General features: G+C 64.7%; 20 protein-coding genes. 1 reads left to right on the top strand and 19 read right to left on the bottom strand.

What is annotated here, in order from left to right:
* The first annotated feature begins 71 nt into the window (after positions 1 to 71).
* Complete coding sequence (locus ACREB7_RS11115) at positions 72 to 539, top strand: cupin domain-containing protein (RefSeq protein WP_431592339.1); 468 nt, start codon at positions 72 to 74, stop codon at positions 537 to 539.
* Here ACREB7_RS11115 and ACREB7_RS11110 read toward each other — a convergent pair.
* The 19 genes from ACREB7_RS11110 to ACREB7_RS11020 all read right to left on the bottom strand — a co-directional run bounded on the left by ACREB7_RS11110 (position 536) and on the right by ACREB7_RS11020 (position 11937).
* On the bottom strand, positions 536 to 1174 hold the full coding sequence (locus ACREB7_RS11110) for a hypothetical protein (RefSeq protein ID WP_431592338.1): 639 nt from the start codon (positions 1172 to 1174) through the stop codon (positions 536 to 538). The genes ACREB7_RS11115 and ACREB7_RS11110 overlap by 4 nt on opposite strands.
* Positions 1175 to 1236: 62 nt before the next feature.
* Positions 1237 to 1908, bottom strand: a complete 672-nt coding sequence (locus ACREB7_RS11105) for a glutathione S-transferase family protein (protein ID WP_431592337.1) — start codon at positions 1906 to 1908, stop codon at positions 1237 to 1239.
* Between the two features lie 45 nt (positions 1909 to 1953).
* Complete coding sequence (yihA, locus tag ACREB7_RS11100; RefSeq protein ID WP_431592336.1) at positions 1954 to 2613, bottom strand: ribosome biogenesis GTP-binding protein YihA/YsxC; 660 nt, start codon at positions 2611 to 2613, stop codon at positions 1954 to 1956.
* Positions 2610 to 4355, bottom strand: coding sequence for a membrane protein insertase YidC (yidC, locus tag ACREB7_RS11095; RefSeq protein WP_431592335.1), 1746 nt, complete (start codon positions 4353 to 4355; stop codon positions 2610 to 2612). The genes yihA and yidC overlap by 4 nt, the downstream gene beginning before the upstream one ends.
* Positions 4356 to 4388: 33 nt before the next feature.
* Positions 4389 to 4601: a membrane protein insertion efficiency factor YidD gene (gene yidD, locus ACREB7_RS11090; protein ID WP_431592334.1), complete on the bottom strand. Its 213-nt coding sequence runs from the start codon at positions 4599 to 4601 to the stop codon at positions 4389 to 4391.
* Complete coding sequence (rnpA, locus tag ACREB7_RS11085; RefSeq protein ID WP_431592333.1) at positions 4598 to 4963, bottom strand: ribonuclease P protein component; 366 nt, start codon at positions 4961 to 4963, stop codon at positions 4598 to 4600. The genes yidD and rnpA overlap by 4 nt, the downstream gene beginning before the upstream one ends.
* Positions 4964 to 4989: 26 nt before the next feature.
* Complete coding sequence (rpmH, locus tag ACREB7_RS11080; protein ID WP_039570342.1) at positions 4990 to 5124, bottom strand: 50S ribosomal protein L34; 135 nt, start codon at positions 5122 to 5124, stop codon at positions 4990 to 4992.
* A 101-nt stretch (positions 5125 to 5225) separates the two neighbouring features.
* Entirely contained in the window at positions 5226 to 5561 is a 336-nt protein-coding gene (locus ACREB7_RS11075) for a PGPGW domain-containing protein (protein WP_431592332.1), read from the bottom strand.
* Between the two features lie 43 nt (positions 5562 to 5604).
* Positions 5605 to 6375 carry an alpha/beta hydrolase gene (locus ACREB7_RS11070; protein ID WP_431592331.1) on the bottom strand — a complete coding sequence of 257 codons (771 nt, stop codon included), beginning with the start codon at positions 6373 to 6375 and terminating at the stop codon, positions 5605 to 5607.
* A gap of 110 nt (positions 6376 to 6485) precedes the next feature.
* Entirely contained in the window at positions 6486 to 7139 is a 654-nt protein-coding gene (locus ACREB7_RS11065) for a glutathione S-transferase family protein (RefSeq protein WP_431592330.1), read from the bottom strand.
* Complete coding sequence (locus tag ACREB7_RS11060; RefSeq protein ID WP_431592329.1) at positions 7133 to 7588, bottom strand: hypothetical protein; 456 nt, start codon at positions 7586 to 7588, stop codon at positions 7133 to 7135. The genes ACREB7_RS11065 and ACREB7_RS11060 overlap by 7 nt, the downstream gene beginning before the upstream one ends.
* Positions 7578 to 8087 carry a VOC family protein gene (locus tag ACREB7_RS11055; protein WP_431592328.1) on the bottom strand — a complete coding sequence of 170 codons (510 nt, stop codon included), beginning with the start codon at positions 8085 to 8087 and terminating at the stop codon, positions 7578 to 7580. The genes ACREB7_RS11060 and ACREB7_RS11055 overlap by 11 nt, the downstream gene beginning before the upstream one ends.
* The gene (locus tag ACREB7_RS11050) at positions 8084 to 8512 is read right to left on the bottom strand and encodes a VOC family protein (protein ID WP_431592327.1); all 429 of its coding nucleotides are present in this window, start codon (positions 8510 to 8512) and stop codon (positions 8084 to 8086) included. The genes ACREB7_RS11055 and ACREB7_RS11050 overlap by 4 nt, the downstream gene beginning before the upstream one ends.
* 24 nt (positions 8513 to 8536) lie before the next feature.
* Entirely contained in the window at positions 8537 to 9325 is a 789-nt protein-coding gene (locus tag ACREB7_RS11045) for a VOC family protein (protein ID WP_431592326.1), read from the bottom strand.
* A 54-nt stretch (positions 9326 to 9379) separates the two neighbouring features.
* On the bottom strand, positions 9380 to 10099 hold the full coding sequence (locus ACREB7_RS11040; protein ID WP_431592325.1) for a DUF1428 domain-containing protein: 720 nt from the start codon (positions 10097 to 10099) through the stop codon (positions 9380 to 9382).
* A 30-nt stretch (positions 10100 to 10129) separates the two neighbouring features.
* On the bottom strand, positions 10130 to 10804 hold the full coding sequence (locus ACREB7_RS11035; RefSeq protein ID WP_431592324.1) for a glutathione S-transferase family protein: 675 nt from the start codon (positions 10802 to 10804) through the stop codon (positions 10130 to 10132).
* Positions 10805 to 10845: 41 nt separating this feature from the next.
* Positions 10846 to 11064, bottom strand: a complete 219-nt coding sequence (locus ACREB7_RS11030; RefSeq protein WP_431592323.1) for a DUF4287 domain-containing protein — start codon at positions 11062 to 11064, stop codon at positions 10846 to 10848.
* Positions 11061 to 11477: a DoxX family protein gene (locus ACREB7_RS11025; RefSeq protein ID WP_431592322.1), complete on the bottom strand. Its 417-nt coding sequence runs from the start codon at positions 11475 to 11477 to the stop codon at positions 11061 to 11063. The genes ACREB7_RS11030 and ACREB7_RS11025 overlap by 4 nt, the downstream gene beginning before the upstream one ends.
* A 25-nt stretch (positions 11478 to 11502) precedes the next feature.
* Positions 11503 to 11937, bottom strand: coding sequence for a VOC family protein (locus tag ACREB7_RS11020; RefSeq protein WP_431592321.1), 435 nt, complete (start codon positions 11935 to 11937; stop codon positions 11503 to 11505).
* Positions 11938 to 12105 lie beyond the last annotated feature (168 nt).

Here is a 12105-nt window from a genome sequence, read left to right as displayed (position 1 = left end):
GCTGCGAAGTCGAGGCTTTGCATCGCACGCTGATTGTGCGAAACAAAGGAAGAACAGAAAGCAGGACTGCCATGCCCAAGCTCGATCTCGACGCCATCCCGCAGACCAACATGACCGGCTATCCCGCGCCCTATGACGCTGCTGTGCAGGGCCGCTGGTATCGCCGCCTCGCGCCCGTCACCGGGATCAGCGATTTCGCCGCCAGCCATGTCGTGCTCAAACCCGGCGCGATGTCGTCGCAGCGCCACTGGCACGATGGCGAGGACGAGATGGTGGTGCTGATCACTGGCGAGGCGGTGCTGGTCGAGGACGACGGCCGCTGGCTCATGCGGCCCGGCGACATCGCGGTGTGGCCCAAGGGCAGCACCAACGGCCATCATCTGATCAATGAAAGCGATGCCGACTGCGTGCTGGTCGCGCTCGGCGGCGGCAAAAAATATGACACCGGCGGCGGCTATTCGGACATCGACATGCTCTTCACGCCCGACGGTTATTTCCACAAGGACGGCACGCCCTATCCGACCAAGCGGATTCCCTAGTCGATTCGGAACCCGGTCAGCACGAACTTGGCGGGCGCGGTCGCATAGATCCCGTGGCCGCGTGCGTTCGACGATCCGAACACAAGTCCCACCCGTTCGACATCGGCCAGAGCATCGCGCATCGCGCCGGGGTTGGTCGCCGACGGCTGCCCCAGCACCGAAATCCACTGCGGATCATCAAGCGCGACGCTGATCTCGCCGACCCCGGGAGCCAGTTCGCGCACGCTCGCCGACGGGGCGTACCAGCGATAATATTGATAGCGCCCGCGCGCGTTCCAATTGTCGCCGCGCCGCTGAAGATAGAGCGAGACCGTCCCAGCGCGGTCGGGGTTCGCCTGCGGTACGAAGCGCGTGCCGGCCCGCGCATCGATGCGGTAGCGCACGACGATCCGCGATTTCCCAGCGAGCGATCCCGGGCGGAAGGTCACATAATGGACATGCCCCGCCGCTTTGCTGCCGACCGGGAAGTCGAATGACCAGCCGCCGCGCTCGGGCCTAGGCGCCAGCGGCATGCCGACCGAATAATTTTTGCCGCGAATGATCGGGCCGATTTCCCATTCGGATGCGGGCAGCGCCGCTGATGCGGCGACCGATGCGCCAAGCACAAGGGCGGAGACGAGAAGAATCTTGTTCATCGGCGCTGTCTATCGCATCGTCGGCAGCCTCCGCTGAATGCCGCGTTCATCGCCGCGACACCTCAGTCGGTCGTCGGCCCTTCGAACTTCTCGATGATCCAGTCCTCGGCCTGCGCCCCGCCGATCCATTCCTGCATATGCGGGTGGCTGATCACCGCCTGGCAATAGGGCAGGGCAAAGCGCGGCAGGGGAATCGAATAGGTGATGAAGCGCGTCACCACCGGCGCGAACATCATGTCGGCGGCCGACCAGTCGCCGAAGAGGAAATCGCCCTCGCCGCCAAAGCGTGCGCGGGCCTCGGCCCAGATCTGCAGGATGCGCACGACATCGGCCTGCACCTCGGGCAGCAGCTCGCCCGCCGGATAGATGCGGCGGATGTTCATGCTGTGGTTGCGGCGCAGCGCGGCGAAGCTCGAATGCATTTCGGCCGCCATCGACCGCGCCATCGCGCGCGCGGCGATGTCGGTCGGCCAATAGCCCCGCTCGCGGCCGGTTTTCTCGTCGAGATAGTCGATGATCGCCAGGCTGTCCCAGACGACGATGTCCTCGCCGTCCCACAGGATCGGCACCTTGCCCCCCGACGGCGCGAACTCGTCGCCTTCGCGGCGGTTCGACCAATCCTCATCGTACAAGGGGACCGTGATTTCCTCGAACGGCAGCCCGCTGTGCTTGGCCGCAAGCCAGCCGCGCAGGCTCCAACTCGAATAGGCCTTGTTGCCGATGAAGATTTTCATGGGGACTCCCTCTTTCCCTCTCCCTCAAGGGGCGAGGAGCGAAAGTCAAACCTCCACTGCCTCCAGCACCGCAGTGCGCAACTCGGCGATGCCCATGCCTTTTTCGCTGCTCGTCACGATCACCTCGGGATGCGCGGCCGGGTGCTTGCGCGCCTCGACCTCGGTCTCGGCCAGCACACGCGCCAGTTCGGTCGCCTTCACCTTGTCGGCCTTGGTCAGCACGATCCGGTAACTCACCGCCGCAGTATCGAGCATCTCCAGCACGTCGCGGTCGACGTCCTTGATCCCGTGGCGGCTGTCGATCAGCACCAGCGTGCGTTTCAGCACCTGCCGCCCGCGCAGATAATCGTTGATCAGGAAGCGCCATTTCTTGACGACGTCCTTGGGGGCCTTGGCGAAACCATAGCCGGGCATGTCGACCAGCCGGAAAATCAGCGGTTCGCCGACGTCGAAATAGTTGAGCTCCTGTGTCCGTCCCGGGGTCACCGAGGTGCGCGCGAGCCCGTTGCGGTTGGTCAGTGCGTTGAGCAGCGACGATTTTCCGACGTTCGAGCGCCCGGCAAAGGCGATCTCGGGCATCGACGGCTTGGGCAGATGCTCAAGCGCCGGGGCCGATTTCAGGAAAGCGATCGGCCCCGAAAACAGCTTGCGCGCGCGTTCAGGGCGCTCGGGGTCGGACCCCGGTGCGGGCTGGTCGTCGCTCACTTCGCCGCTGCCGTCCTCAGCGCCGGGAATTTGCGGTACATCCATTGCTGCTGCGCGATCGACAGGCAGTTGTTGGTGATCCAGTACAAGAGCAGGCCCGCCGCGAAGGGCGCCATGATGAACATGAACATCCACGGCATGATCTTGAACACCTGCGCCTGCACCGGATCGGCCGGCGGCGGGTTCAGGCGGAACTGCAGATACATGGTGGTGCCCAGGATGACCGCCATCACGCCGATCCCCAGGATCGACGGCGGCGTGAAGGGCAGCAGCCCGAACAGGTTCAGGATATGCAACGGATCGGGCGCCGACAGATCCTTGATCCACAGGATGAACGGCTGGTGCCGCATTTCGATCGTCAGCATCAGCACCTTGTACAGGGCGTAGAAGATCGGGATCTGGATCAGGATCGGCAGGCAGCCGGCGAGCGGATTGATCTTCTCGTCCTTGTAGAGCTTCATCAGCTCCTGCTGCTGCCGCTGCTTGTCGTCCTTATATTTTTCCTGCAGCGCCTTCATCTTCGGCTGGACGATGCGCATCTGCGCCATCGAATGGAATTGCCGCTGGGCGATCGGGAACATCAGCAGGCGGATGATCAGCGTCAGCGCCATGATCGCGAGCCCGAAATTGCCGACCATGCGGAACAGCCAGTCGAGCAATTTGAAGATCGGGATTTCGAAAAAGTCGAACCAGCCCCAGTCGATCGCATGCGACAGGCGCGTGATGCCCAGGCGGTTGGTATAGTCTTCGAGGACGCTCACTTCCTTGGCGCCGGCAAAGACGCGGCTGGTGGTCGTCACCTGGCGGCCCGGGGCGACCTGAACAAAATTGCGCGCGAACATCGTCCGGAAGGAATTGGCGCTGAGCGCCTCCATTTCGGCGGTGACCTTTTCGCCCTTGGCGGGGATGACCGCAGCGAGCCAATATTTGTCGCTGAAGCCCAGCCACGCCGCCGAATTGAATTTCGCTTCGCTGTCGTCCTTCTCGAGGTCGTCATAATCCCAGTCGAATTCGGACACGCCGCCGACGAATCCGGTCGGGCCGACATGGATGGTCATCGAATCGGCATCTTCGTGGTGGGTCGGTTTGCCCAGCCGGTCGACCAGCGCATAGCTGCTGACCGCGACGGGCGCCGTGCCGCCGTTGGTGACCGTCTGCTTCGCGGTGATCAGATAGTCGGCGTCGATGCTATATTCGATGCGAAAGGTCTGGCCGGTCGGATTGGCCCAGCTCAGCGTGACCGGCGTCGTCGGGGTCAGCTTGGTTCCCGTTGCGGTCCACAAGGTCGAGGCGGTCGGCACTGCGATGCTGTGCGACGACCAGCCGATGCTCGCGAAATAGGCTGCCTTGGTGCCCGCCGGGGCGAACAAACGGACCGGCGGCGAGTTTTTGGCGATCGTCTGGCGATATTTGGTCAGCGTGATGTCGTCGATCCGCGCGCCGACCAGATTGATCGACCCCGCCACCTTCGGCGTGTCGATCGGGATGCGGTTGCCGTCCGCCAGCACCGTTTCGATCGGACGCACCGCTTCCGCGGCGGGAGCGGGCGGAGCGCCCGGCGCCGGCGGTGCGCCAAGCTGGCCCGGCGTCGTCGCGGGCGTGGCACCCGGCGTCCCGGCAACCGTCTTGGTCACATCGGGCTTGGTCGGGGTCGGAAAGAATTTGTCGGAGACGAAGCTCCAGCCGAGCAGGATGGCCGCCGACAGCAACAATGCCGTGATCCAGTTACGCTTGTCGTCCACGCTGGTTGGTCTCTCTTCGTGTCAAATCAGGGATTATGGTACGGGGTCGTAGCCGTGGCCGCCCCAAGGATGGCAGCGCAATAGCCGCTTTGTCGCGATCCAGCCACCCTTGATCGCGCCATAACGTTCGAGTGCGGTGATGGCATAGGCGCTGCACGACGGGGCGTAGCGACAGGTGGGGGGCAGGATGCGCGATGGCCCATATTGCCAGCCGCGCGCGATCAGGATGAGCAGCTTGGCGATCATGCGTCGGAAACTTTGGATGCGGCCTGTTTCGCGAGTTTCTTCGCCGCGCGCCCTAAGGCATCGGTCAGTTGTTCGCCAAGGTCGGCATAGACGATGTCATTGCCCCCCGGCCGGCCGATCAGCACATGGTCGGCGCCCGCGACTCCCGATTCGGGAAGCGCCGCGCGGCACAGTTCGCGCAGCCGGCGCTTCATCCGGTTGCGCGTGACGGCATTGCCGACCTTCTTGCTGACGGTATAACCGATGCCCATCGCGTCGTCGGCATCGCCGCGGGCGCGGACGAGCAGGACGAAGCCGGGCATGGGAAAGCGAAGGCCGCGGTTGGCGGCCAGGAATTCGCTGCGTTTTGAAAGCGTTCGCACCAGCTCAGCCGGTGCCGAGCCGGACTTTAGGCCGACAGCTTCTTGCGGCCCTGGGCGCGGCGGTTGGCGAGAATCTTGCGGCCGCCAACCGTTGCCTTGCGGGCGCGGAAACCGTGGCGACGGGCGCGCACGAGGTTGCTCGGTTGAAAGGTACGCTTCATCGCGGTTGTCCCTAATTCGCTTGATATGCTCTAACAGAAAAGGGCCGCCAAACGTGGGCGGCCACTGATGGAGGCGCGGATAAGCGAGAGTCGGCGCAAAGTCAATTGTCATCGCGGCTCTCCGCGGGGCTGATGTTAACCTCGGTGTCGAGGGCAGCGCGTTCGCGCCGCCGCGCCGCACTGCCGCGCCGCATGATGCGGTCGGTCCAGCCGGCATAGCGCGGGTGCCGCCGCTTGAAGCGGACATAGATGCGTTTGGCCCAGGCGCTGTTTTGCAGGCACAGCATCAACCCGATCGGAAAGACGATCAGGAAACCGGGACCCGGCAATGGCCCGATGATCACCGCGACAATCATCAGCAATATGCCCAGACAGAAGAGCGTCAGCCGGACCTGCGCGGTCGACCGCAATCGCTGGTAAAGGCTGCGCTTTGCCATGCGGGCCGATGTGGGGAAGGCCCCGGCGTGTTACAAGGCTAGATCAGTTCAGCGTCACATAGCGCGCCATGTCGTCGCGCGTGAGGTAGGTGACATCGTCGAACGGCGTTTGGTTGGTCATCGCGTAAAAGGCGCGCGCCCTGGCGTCGTCGAGCCCCATTTCGCGGTAATAGCTCAAATATTCGGCGTGCACCGGATCGTTTGCGGCATAGTCGCGCGCTTCGCGGCCATATTCGTCGGCCCAGCTGTGGACGCCAAATTCGGCGTCGGGGGCGGCGCTGCGCCGGACGCCCGCCATCCACAATTCGACCGCGCCCGAGCGTACCGATCCGCCCTTGGGCACCACCGTCTCCATGGCCGCCCGGCGGATCGCGCGGGCGAGGATCAGGTTCGCGGCCTCGTCGAGGCTGCCTGGGCAATCGACCATCTCGATCCGCTTCAGCGTCGGATAGGCGGCGAGCATCGCGGCGAATTGGCGCGGCGTTGCGCTATCGACGTCGCCCGCCATGCGGACGGTGGTCGCGTCGATCACCGCGAAGGGACCGAAATTTGCCTTGGCCCGGCCGAGCGTCGCGAGCGCCGCACCCGGCGCATAGCGCCGCGTCGCGCCCCTATCGGCATCGCTTGCGAGGGCTTCGTCGTCGAGGAGCGCCGCATCCTCGTCGAGGACATCCCCTTCCTCGTCGCTGGTCGCATAGGTCCAGGTGACCGTCGTGGTCGTCGTGAGCTGCTGCGCCCGCGCCGGCGCGAACGCGAGAACCGACGCCAGGCAGGCGACGATCAGCGTGCGGAGAAGAGCGGATGGCGAAACCATGCCACCGCCTTCGCGCGCGGGCGCTTGCCAAATGGCAAAGCGGCAATGTCATCGCCGCATTAACCTAGCGGGCCTCGCTGCACCGTTTCGGGACGGCGTGCCGCCATGGGTTAATCGCGATCGGGGGCGCCGAGCGGGAAATAATGGCGGTACGGCCGCCCGCCGTCGACCGCGCGCGCCACCGATGGATGCGCGAGCAGGCGGGCGCGATAGGCGCGCAGATTTTCGTATTTTTCCGCAATCGGATAGACCCAATCGGCGTAGAAGAGCGACGGCGCCGCTGCGCAATCGGCGAGGGTGAAGCCATGAGGCGTCGCCCAGCCGCCGCCCGCCAGTTCCTTGTCGAGCCAGGCGTAGATCGTTTCCAGTTTCGCCTTTGCCGCCTCGACGACCATCGGCATATGGCCCTCGGGACCGCGGATCGCGTCGTTCACCACCTCCTGCATCTGGCCCATGACATGGTTGTCGAAGATCCGGTCGAGCAACCGGACCTGCAGCGCCGCTTCGAAATCCTGCGGGATCAGACGGGGTTCGGGGACGAGGTGGTCGAGATATTCGATGATGATCGACGCCTCGAACCAGGGCCGCCCGTCGTGGACGATCAGCGGGAATTTGCCGATCGGCCAATGTGCCCGCAGTTCCGGCCCATGCTCCGGAAATTCGGGATCGACGTTGCGATATTCGAACGCGATGTCCTTTTCATAGAGCGCAATCTGCGCCTTCCAGCTGTAGCTCGAAAAGGGGTGGCCATAGAAAATCAGCATGAGTTCGTTTCCTTGCGGGTCAGCCAGGCCAAGGGCCAGCCGATGAAGACGATATGCGGGAAAAGCGCCACCACGTCCTTGACGAGGTCGAGGGGCGGAAAGGGCGCTCCGAAACGGAGCGGCAGCACCACAGCGTTCATCACCAGATAGAGGCCGAAACCATAGAGGGCGCCGCTCAGCCACCACGGCTGTTTCGCGATCGCGGGTATGCGCCGCGCCGCCCAGAACCAGAAGCCGACCATCACCCCCATGATCGCATAATGGGTCGCGAGACCGGCGAGCGCTCCGCCGATGCCCCAGTCGCCGGCGGCGTCGCCAAAGGGTCCCTTGGCGACGCCGCGCAGCATCCGGCCGGGATCGCTTCCCGCCAGCACGCTCCACACGGCGGCATAGACGATGTCGAGCGTGCCGCAGAGCGCCCAGGCGAACAGCCGGCGGTTACGCGCCAAGCTGTTCGCCCCGCACCGCCGCCTCGATCGTCGCGATGTCGATTTTTTTCATCGTCATCATCGCGTCGAAGGCGCGTTTCGCGATTTCGGGGTCGCCGCCCATCGCCGCATCGGTCAGCACGCGCGGGGTGATCTGCCAGTTCAGGCCCCATTTGTCCTTGCACCAGCCGCATGCGCTTTCGGCGCCGCCATTATCGACGATCGCGTTCCAATAGCGGTCGGTCTCCTCCTGCGTGTCGGTATGAACCTGGAAGGAAAAGGCCTCGCTGTGCGGGAAGACCGGGCCGCCGTTGAGCCCGACGCAGGCGATGCCCAGCACCGTGAAATCGACGGTCAGCGCATCGCCCTGCTTGCCGCCCGGATAATCGCCGGGGGCGCGGTGGACCGCGCCGACGCTGCTGCCCGGAAAGGTGGCGGCATAGAAGGTCGCGGCTTCCTCGGCACCTTTGTCGTACCAGAGGCACAGGCTCACGGGCTGGCTTGTGGGTTGGTTCGTCATGTCGTCTCTCCTTTGATGGGCGCCCCGATCGACCACAGGTGACCGAAGGGGTCTTTCACCTGGGCATAACGGTCCCCCCAAAAGGCATCATGCGGCTCCAGCGTCGACGTCGCTCCCGCGTCGATCGCGCGTTTGAACCAGGCGTCGGTGTCGTCGACATGCAGGTGCAGCGTCGTCCCCGTCGGCGGCGCCATCGCGCTGCCGCCGCTATATTCGGGGAAATCATCGTGCATCATCAACGATGCGCCGTTGATATGGATGTGCGCGTGCATGAAGCGCACGCCGTCCTGCGCCGGCACGCGGACCTGCTCCGTTGCTCCGAACGCCTTTTTGTAGAAGTCGATCGCCTCGCCGCCGCGCTTGTCGGCGATCGCGATATGCGGGGTCAGTCCGCCGGTCGGCGCCTGATTGGGATGTCCGGTCATTCTGCCTCTCCTCTTCTGTCGCGATCAGGACCTCGGGCCGACGAGCCCGAATGCGGCGCCCTGCGGATCGATGCCGTTCATCGCATATTCGCCGCCGGGGATTTCCATCGGGTCGTTGGTCACCGTGCCGCCGTTCGCTTTTACCGCAGCCAGCGCGCGGTCGATATCGTCGACCCCGATATAATAGCTCCACATCGGCGCCGGCATGCCGGGCATCAGCGGCATCACCGCGCCCAGCCCCACCGCGCCGCGCTGGATGAACTGGTAGGCGCCCATGTCGCCCATATCCATTTCGCCCTCCTGGCCCCAGCCGAAGTGCTTGGTGTAAAAGGCGATGGCGGCGGCGGGGTCGTTCGTCGCCAGCTCGTTCCAGCGCATATGTTGCGCCTCGGTGATCGAAAAGACATTGCTTTCGGTCTTCTCAGCGCCCGGTGGCGGGGTCGGCGCCATGATATAGAAAGGCGCGCCCTGCGGGTCGGCCATCATGGCGATGCGGCCGGCCATCTCGACATCGCGGGCGGGCATCAGCAACTGGCCGCCATCCGCCGCGATCGCCGTCGCGGCGGCATCGACATCGGCGACATGAAGATAGCCGAGCCAGCAGGGCCGCGCGCCATGCGTCGCCATGTCGGGTGACAGCCGCAGCACGCCGCCGTTCATCCCGCCATCGCTGCGCGTGATGAAGCCATAGTCATTGTTGTCGCCATGGCCGGTCGACAAGGTCCAGCCGACCACCGCATCGTAAAAGGCCTTCGCGCCTTCGGGGTCGGGGGTCATCAGTTCGTACCAGATGAAATTCGATGCGTCGGTCATAACAAGACTCCTTTGCGAACCGGGGGCAGCGGAGGGGAGGGCCTGCTCGTCGGTCTAGGCGTCGACGATCGGCGCGAACCCGCCGTAGATCATGCGCTTGCCGTCGAAGGTCTGGTCGTTCGGATCATGCTGCATCCGCTCGTCCTTCATCACCTTGTCCCAGCCCGCCATGCGGGTTGCCTTGTCGGGCCATTCGACCCAGCTGAACACGACACTCTCGCCGTCCTGCCTGTGCGCGGCGCGGTTGTAATCGGTGACCTTGCCGTCGGGCACATCGTCGCCCCACGCCTCGACGACGCGCGTCGCGCCATGGTCGCGGAACACTTCGGATGCCTTGATCGCCATCGCGCGATAGGCTTCCTTGTTGGCGTCGGGCACCGGAACGATATAGCCATCGGCGTAACCGAAGCCGCCGTCGGCGCTGTCGTCGAGCAGCGAGTCGAAACCGGCGACGATCATCCGCTTGCCGTCAAACGGCATGTCGCCGCCCATCGCCGCCATGCGCGGGTCGGTCATCATCTTTTCGGTTGCGGCATCGCGCGTCGCCTTGTCGGGATATTCGAACCAGCTGAACACGACGGTCTCGTCGGGCTTCGCCTGGACGGCGCCCTTGAAGTCGTTGATCTTGCCGTCGGGCACGTCGTCGCCCCAGCATTCGACCATGCGCGCGACGCCGAACTCCTTGAACAAGGGCGCGGCGTCGGCGGCGTGCTTGCGATAGGCTTCTTTGTTGGCGGTCGGCACCGCGACCACAAATCCTTCTACATAGGTCATCTTGTCTCTCCTTGGGGGGGGGAGGGGATTTCAGGCGGCGGGTGGTCCCGCTTCGTCGCTGAAGGCGGCGAGCTGCGCATCCATGGCGCGCTGGAAGGCGGGGCGGGCGAGGCAGCGGTCCAAATAGGCCTGCAGTCGCGGCTGCTCGGCGATCAGCCCTGCCTCGACCGCTTCGCGCAGCACGGTCGCCATCGCGATGTCGGCGACGGTGAATTCGCCGGCCAGATAGGACTTGTCGCCCATCGCGTCGTTGAGGCGGCCGAGCCGGCCCTGGATGAACTCGATCAGGCCCGGGCGGCGCAGCTTCGCCCACTCCTGGTCGGCCGAGAAAATATCGACATTGCCCAGCTCGAACAGCATCGGCTCGACGCTGTTATAGGCGGCGAACAGCCAGGCGAGCGTGTTGGCGCGCGCCTGCGGGTCGCGCGGCATCAGGCGCGCGTCCTTTTCGGCGAGGTGGAGCAGGATCGCGCCGCTTTCGAACAGGCGGATGCCGCCGTCGTTGAGCACGGGGACCTGCCCCCAGGGCTGGAACAGGAAATGGTCGGCGGGGCGGTTGATCGCGCTGATCAGATGTTCGGCATAATCGAGCCCGATTTCCTCGCATGCCCAGCGCGGGCGGAGGTCGCGGACGAAACCGCGCGCGAAATCGGGGACCCAGTCGAAGGCGGTGACTTCGATATTGGCGTTGGGATTGACAGACATGATCCTCTCCTTTGATCGCGTCGTTCGAATGGGAAACGAAGCTAGTCGCGCTTGCCCTTGATATAGGCGACGATCGCCATCGCGTGGCCGTGACCGAGATCGAAATCCTGCTTCAGCCAGTCGATGATCGCGCCGGCCTTGATCCCGGGGGCGAGGCCGTTCGCATCGGCAAGGCCCTTGTCGATGGCCAGCGTCTGAAGGTCGCCGGGCGACTTGCCGGTCTTCGCCTCGATATTGTCCATATAGCTCTGAAAGCTCATTGGCCTGCTCCCGTCCGGATCGGGAGCAGCGCCCGGACGCGCGGGTCACGCAGCCACAACCGGCCCCACAGCATCAGGCCCAGATAGACCCCGAACAATATGTGGCTGAACAGGGGGCTGCCGATCCGGACATGGGTCGCGATCGCGCCGCCGAGATAGCCGGTGATCAGGATCGCGCCGAGGATCGCCGTCGGGCGCCAGATGTGGAGCAGGGTCGGGATCAGCAGCAGGATGGCGAGCATTGTCATCGTCGGGACGTTGAGCGGCCATCCGAGGCTGGGCGGGGTGTATTTGATCGCGACCTCGGGTGCGACCAGCTTGAGCCCGGCGTCGAAGAGGAGGAAGAGGATCACCAAGCCGCTCAATATGCGGCCGGCGATCGTCTGACCCTTGGCGGGGACTGCGTCGGTCATTCTCTTCCTCCTCCCGGGTCTGGCGTCAGGCTTCGGCTTCGGCGGGTTCGCCGGCGGGGATGGCGGTCGGATCCATCCACATCACTTCCCAGATATGGCCGTCGGGATCCTCGAAGCTGCGCCCGTACATGAAGCCGCCAAAGTCCTGCGTCGGGGTCGGGTCGGCCTTGCCGCCGGCGGCGGTCGCCTTCTCGACCTGCGCATCGACATCGGCGCGGCTGTCGGCCGAGACGCAGAGCAGCACCTGTGCGACCTGATGCGCGTCGGGGATCGTCTTCGCGGTGAAGGTCGCCCATTTCTCATGCGTCAGCAGCATCGTGTGGATCACGTCGCTGAACACCATGCATGCGGCGGTGTCGTCGGTGAACGCCGGGTTGTTGGTCGCGCCGACGGCCTCGTAAAAGGCCTTCGACTTGTCGAGGTCGGTCACCGGCAGGTTGATGAAGATCATCTGGGGCATATTCTCTCTCCTTGGGGGGTGTTGTTATCAGGCGCTGGTTTCGGGGACCGGCGCCTCGCCATTGGCGACGGCGGGGTCCATCCAGAACGGACCCCAGACATGGCCGTCGGGGTCGAGGATATCGCGGCCGTACATGAAGCCATGATCCTGCACGGGGTTGATGTCGGC

The organism is Sphingopyxis sp., from assembly GCF_050725615.1.
In the GTDB taxonomy this organism is placed as follows: Bacteria; Pseudomonadota; Alphaproteobacteria; order Sphingomonadales; family Sphingomonadaceae; genus Sphingopyxis.
The sequence above is the reverse complement of the archived record's forward strand: the minus strand, read 5'-3'. Positions and strand labels throughout refer to the sequence as shown.

Coding starts and splice junctions, on each gene's coding strand:
- ACREB7_RS11115 (WP_431592339.1), top strand. CDS start 72: ATGCCCAAGCTCGATCTCGACGCCATCCCGCAGACCAACATGACCGGC.
- ACREB7_RS11110 (WP_431592338.1), bottom strand. CDS start 1,174: ATGAACAAGATTCTTCTCGTCTCCGCCCTTGTGCTTGGCGCATCGGTC.
- ACREB7_RS11105 (WP_431592337.1), bottom strand. CDS start 1,908: ATGAAAATCTTCATCGGCAACAAGGCCTATTCGAGTTGGAGCCTGCGC.
- yidD (WP_431592334.1), bottom strand. CDS start 4,601: ATGATCGCCAAGCTGCTCATCCTGATCGCGCGCGGCTGGCAATATGGG.
- rpmH (WP_039570342.1), bottom strand. CDS start 5,124: ATGAAGCGTACCTTTCAACCGAGCAACCTCGTGCGCGCCCGTCGCCAC.
- ACREB7_RS11075 (WP_431592332.1), bottom strand. CDS start 5,561: ATGGCAAAGCGCAGCCTTTACCAGCGATTGCGGTCGACCGCGCAGGTC.
- ACREB7_RS11070 (WP_431592331.1), bottom strand. CDS start 6,375: ATGGTTTCGCCATCCGCTCTTCTCCGCACGCTGATCGTCGCCTGCCTG.
- ACREB7_RS11065 (WP_431592330.1), bottom strand. CDS start 7,139: ATGCTGATTTTCTATGGCCACCCCTTTTCGAGCTACAGCTGGAAGGCG.
- ACREB7_RS11055 (WP_431592328.1), bottom strand. CDS start 8,087: ATGACGAACCAACCCACAAGCCAGCCCGTGAGCCTGTGCCTCTGGTAC.
- ACREB7_RS11050 (WP_431592327.1), bottom strand. CDS start 8,512: ATGACCGGACATCCCAATCAGGCGCCGACCGGCGGACTGACCCCGCAT.
- ACREB7_RS11045 (WP_431592326.1), bottom strand. CDS start 9,325: ATGACCGACGCATCGAATTTCATCTGGTACGAACTGATGACCCCCGAC.
- ACREB7_RS11040 (WP_431592325.1), bottom strand. CDS start 10,099: ATGACCTATGTAGAAGGATTTGTGGTCGCGGTGCCGACCGCCAACAAA.
- ACREB7_RS11035 (WP_431592324.1), bottom strand. CDS start 10,804: ATGTCTGTCAATCCCAACGCCAATATCGAAGTCACCGCCTTCGACTGG.
- ACREB7_RS11030 (WP_431592323.1), bottom strand. CDS start 11,064: ATGAGCTTTCAGAGCTATATGGACAATATCGAGGCGAAGACCGGCAAG.
- ACREB7_RS11025 (WP_431592322.1), bottom strand. CDS start 11,477: ATGACCGACGCAGTCCCCGCCAAGGGTCAGACGATCGCCGGCCGCATA.
- ACREB7_RS11020 (WP_431592321.1), bottom strand. CDS start 11,937: ATGCCCCAGATGATCTTCATCAACCTGCCGGTGACCGACCTCGACAAG.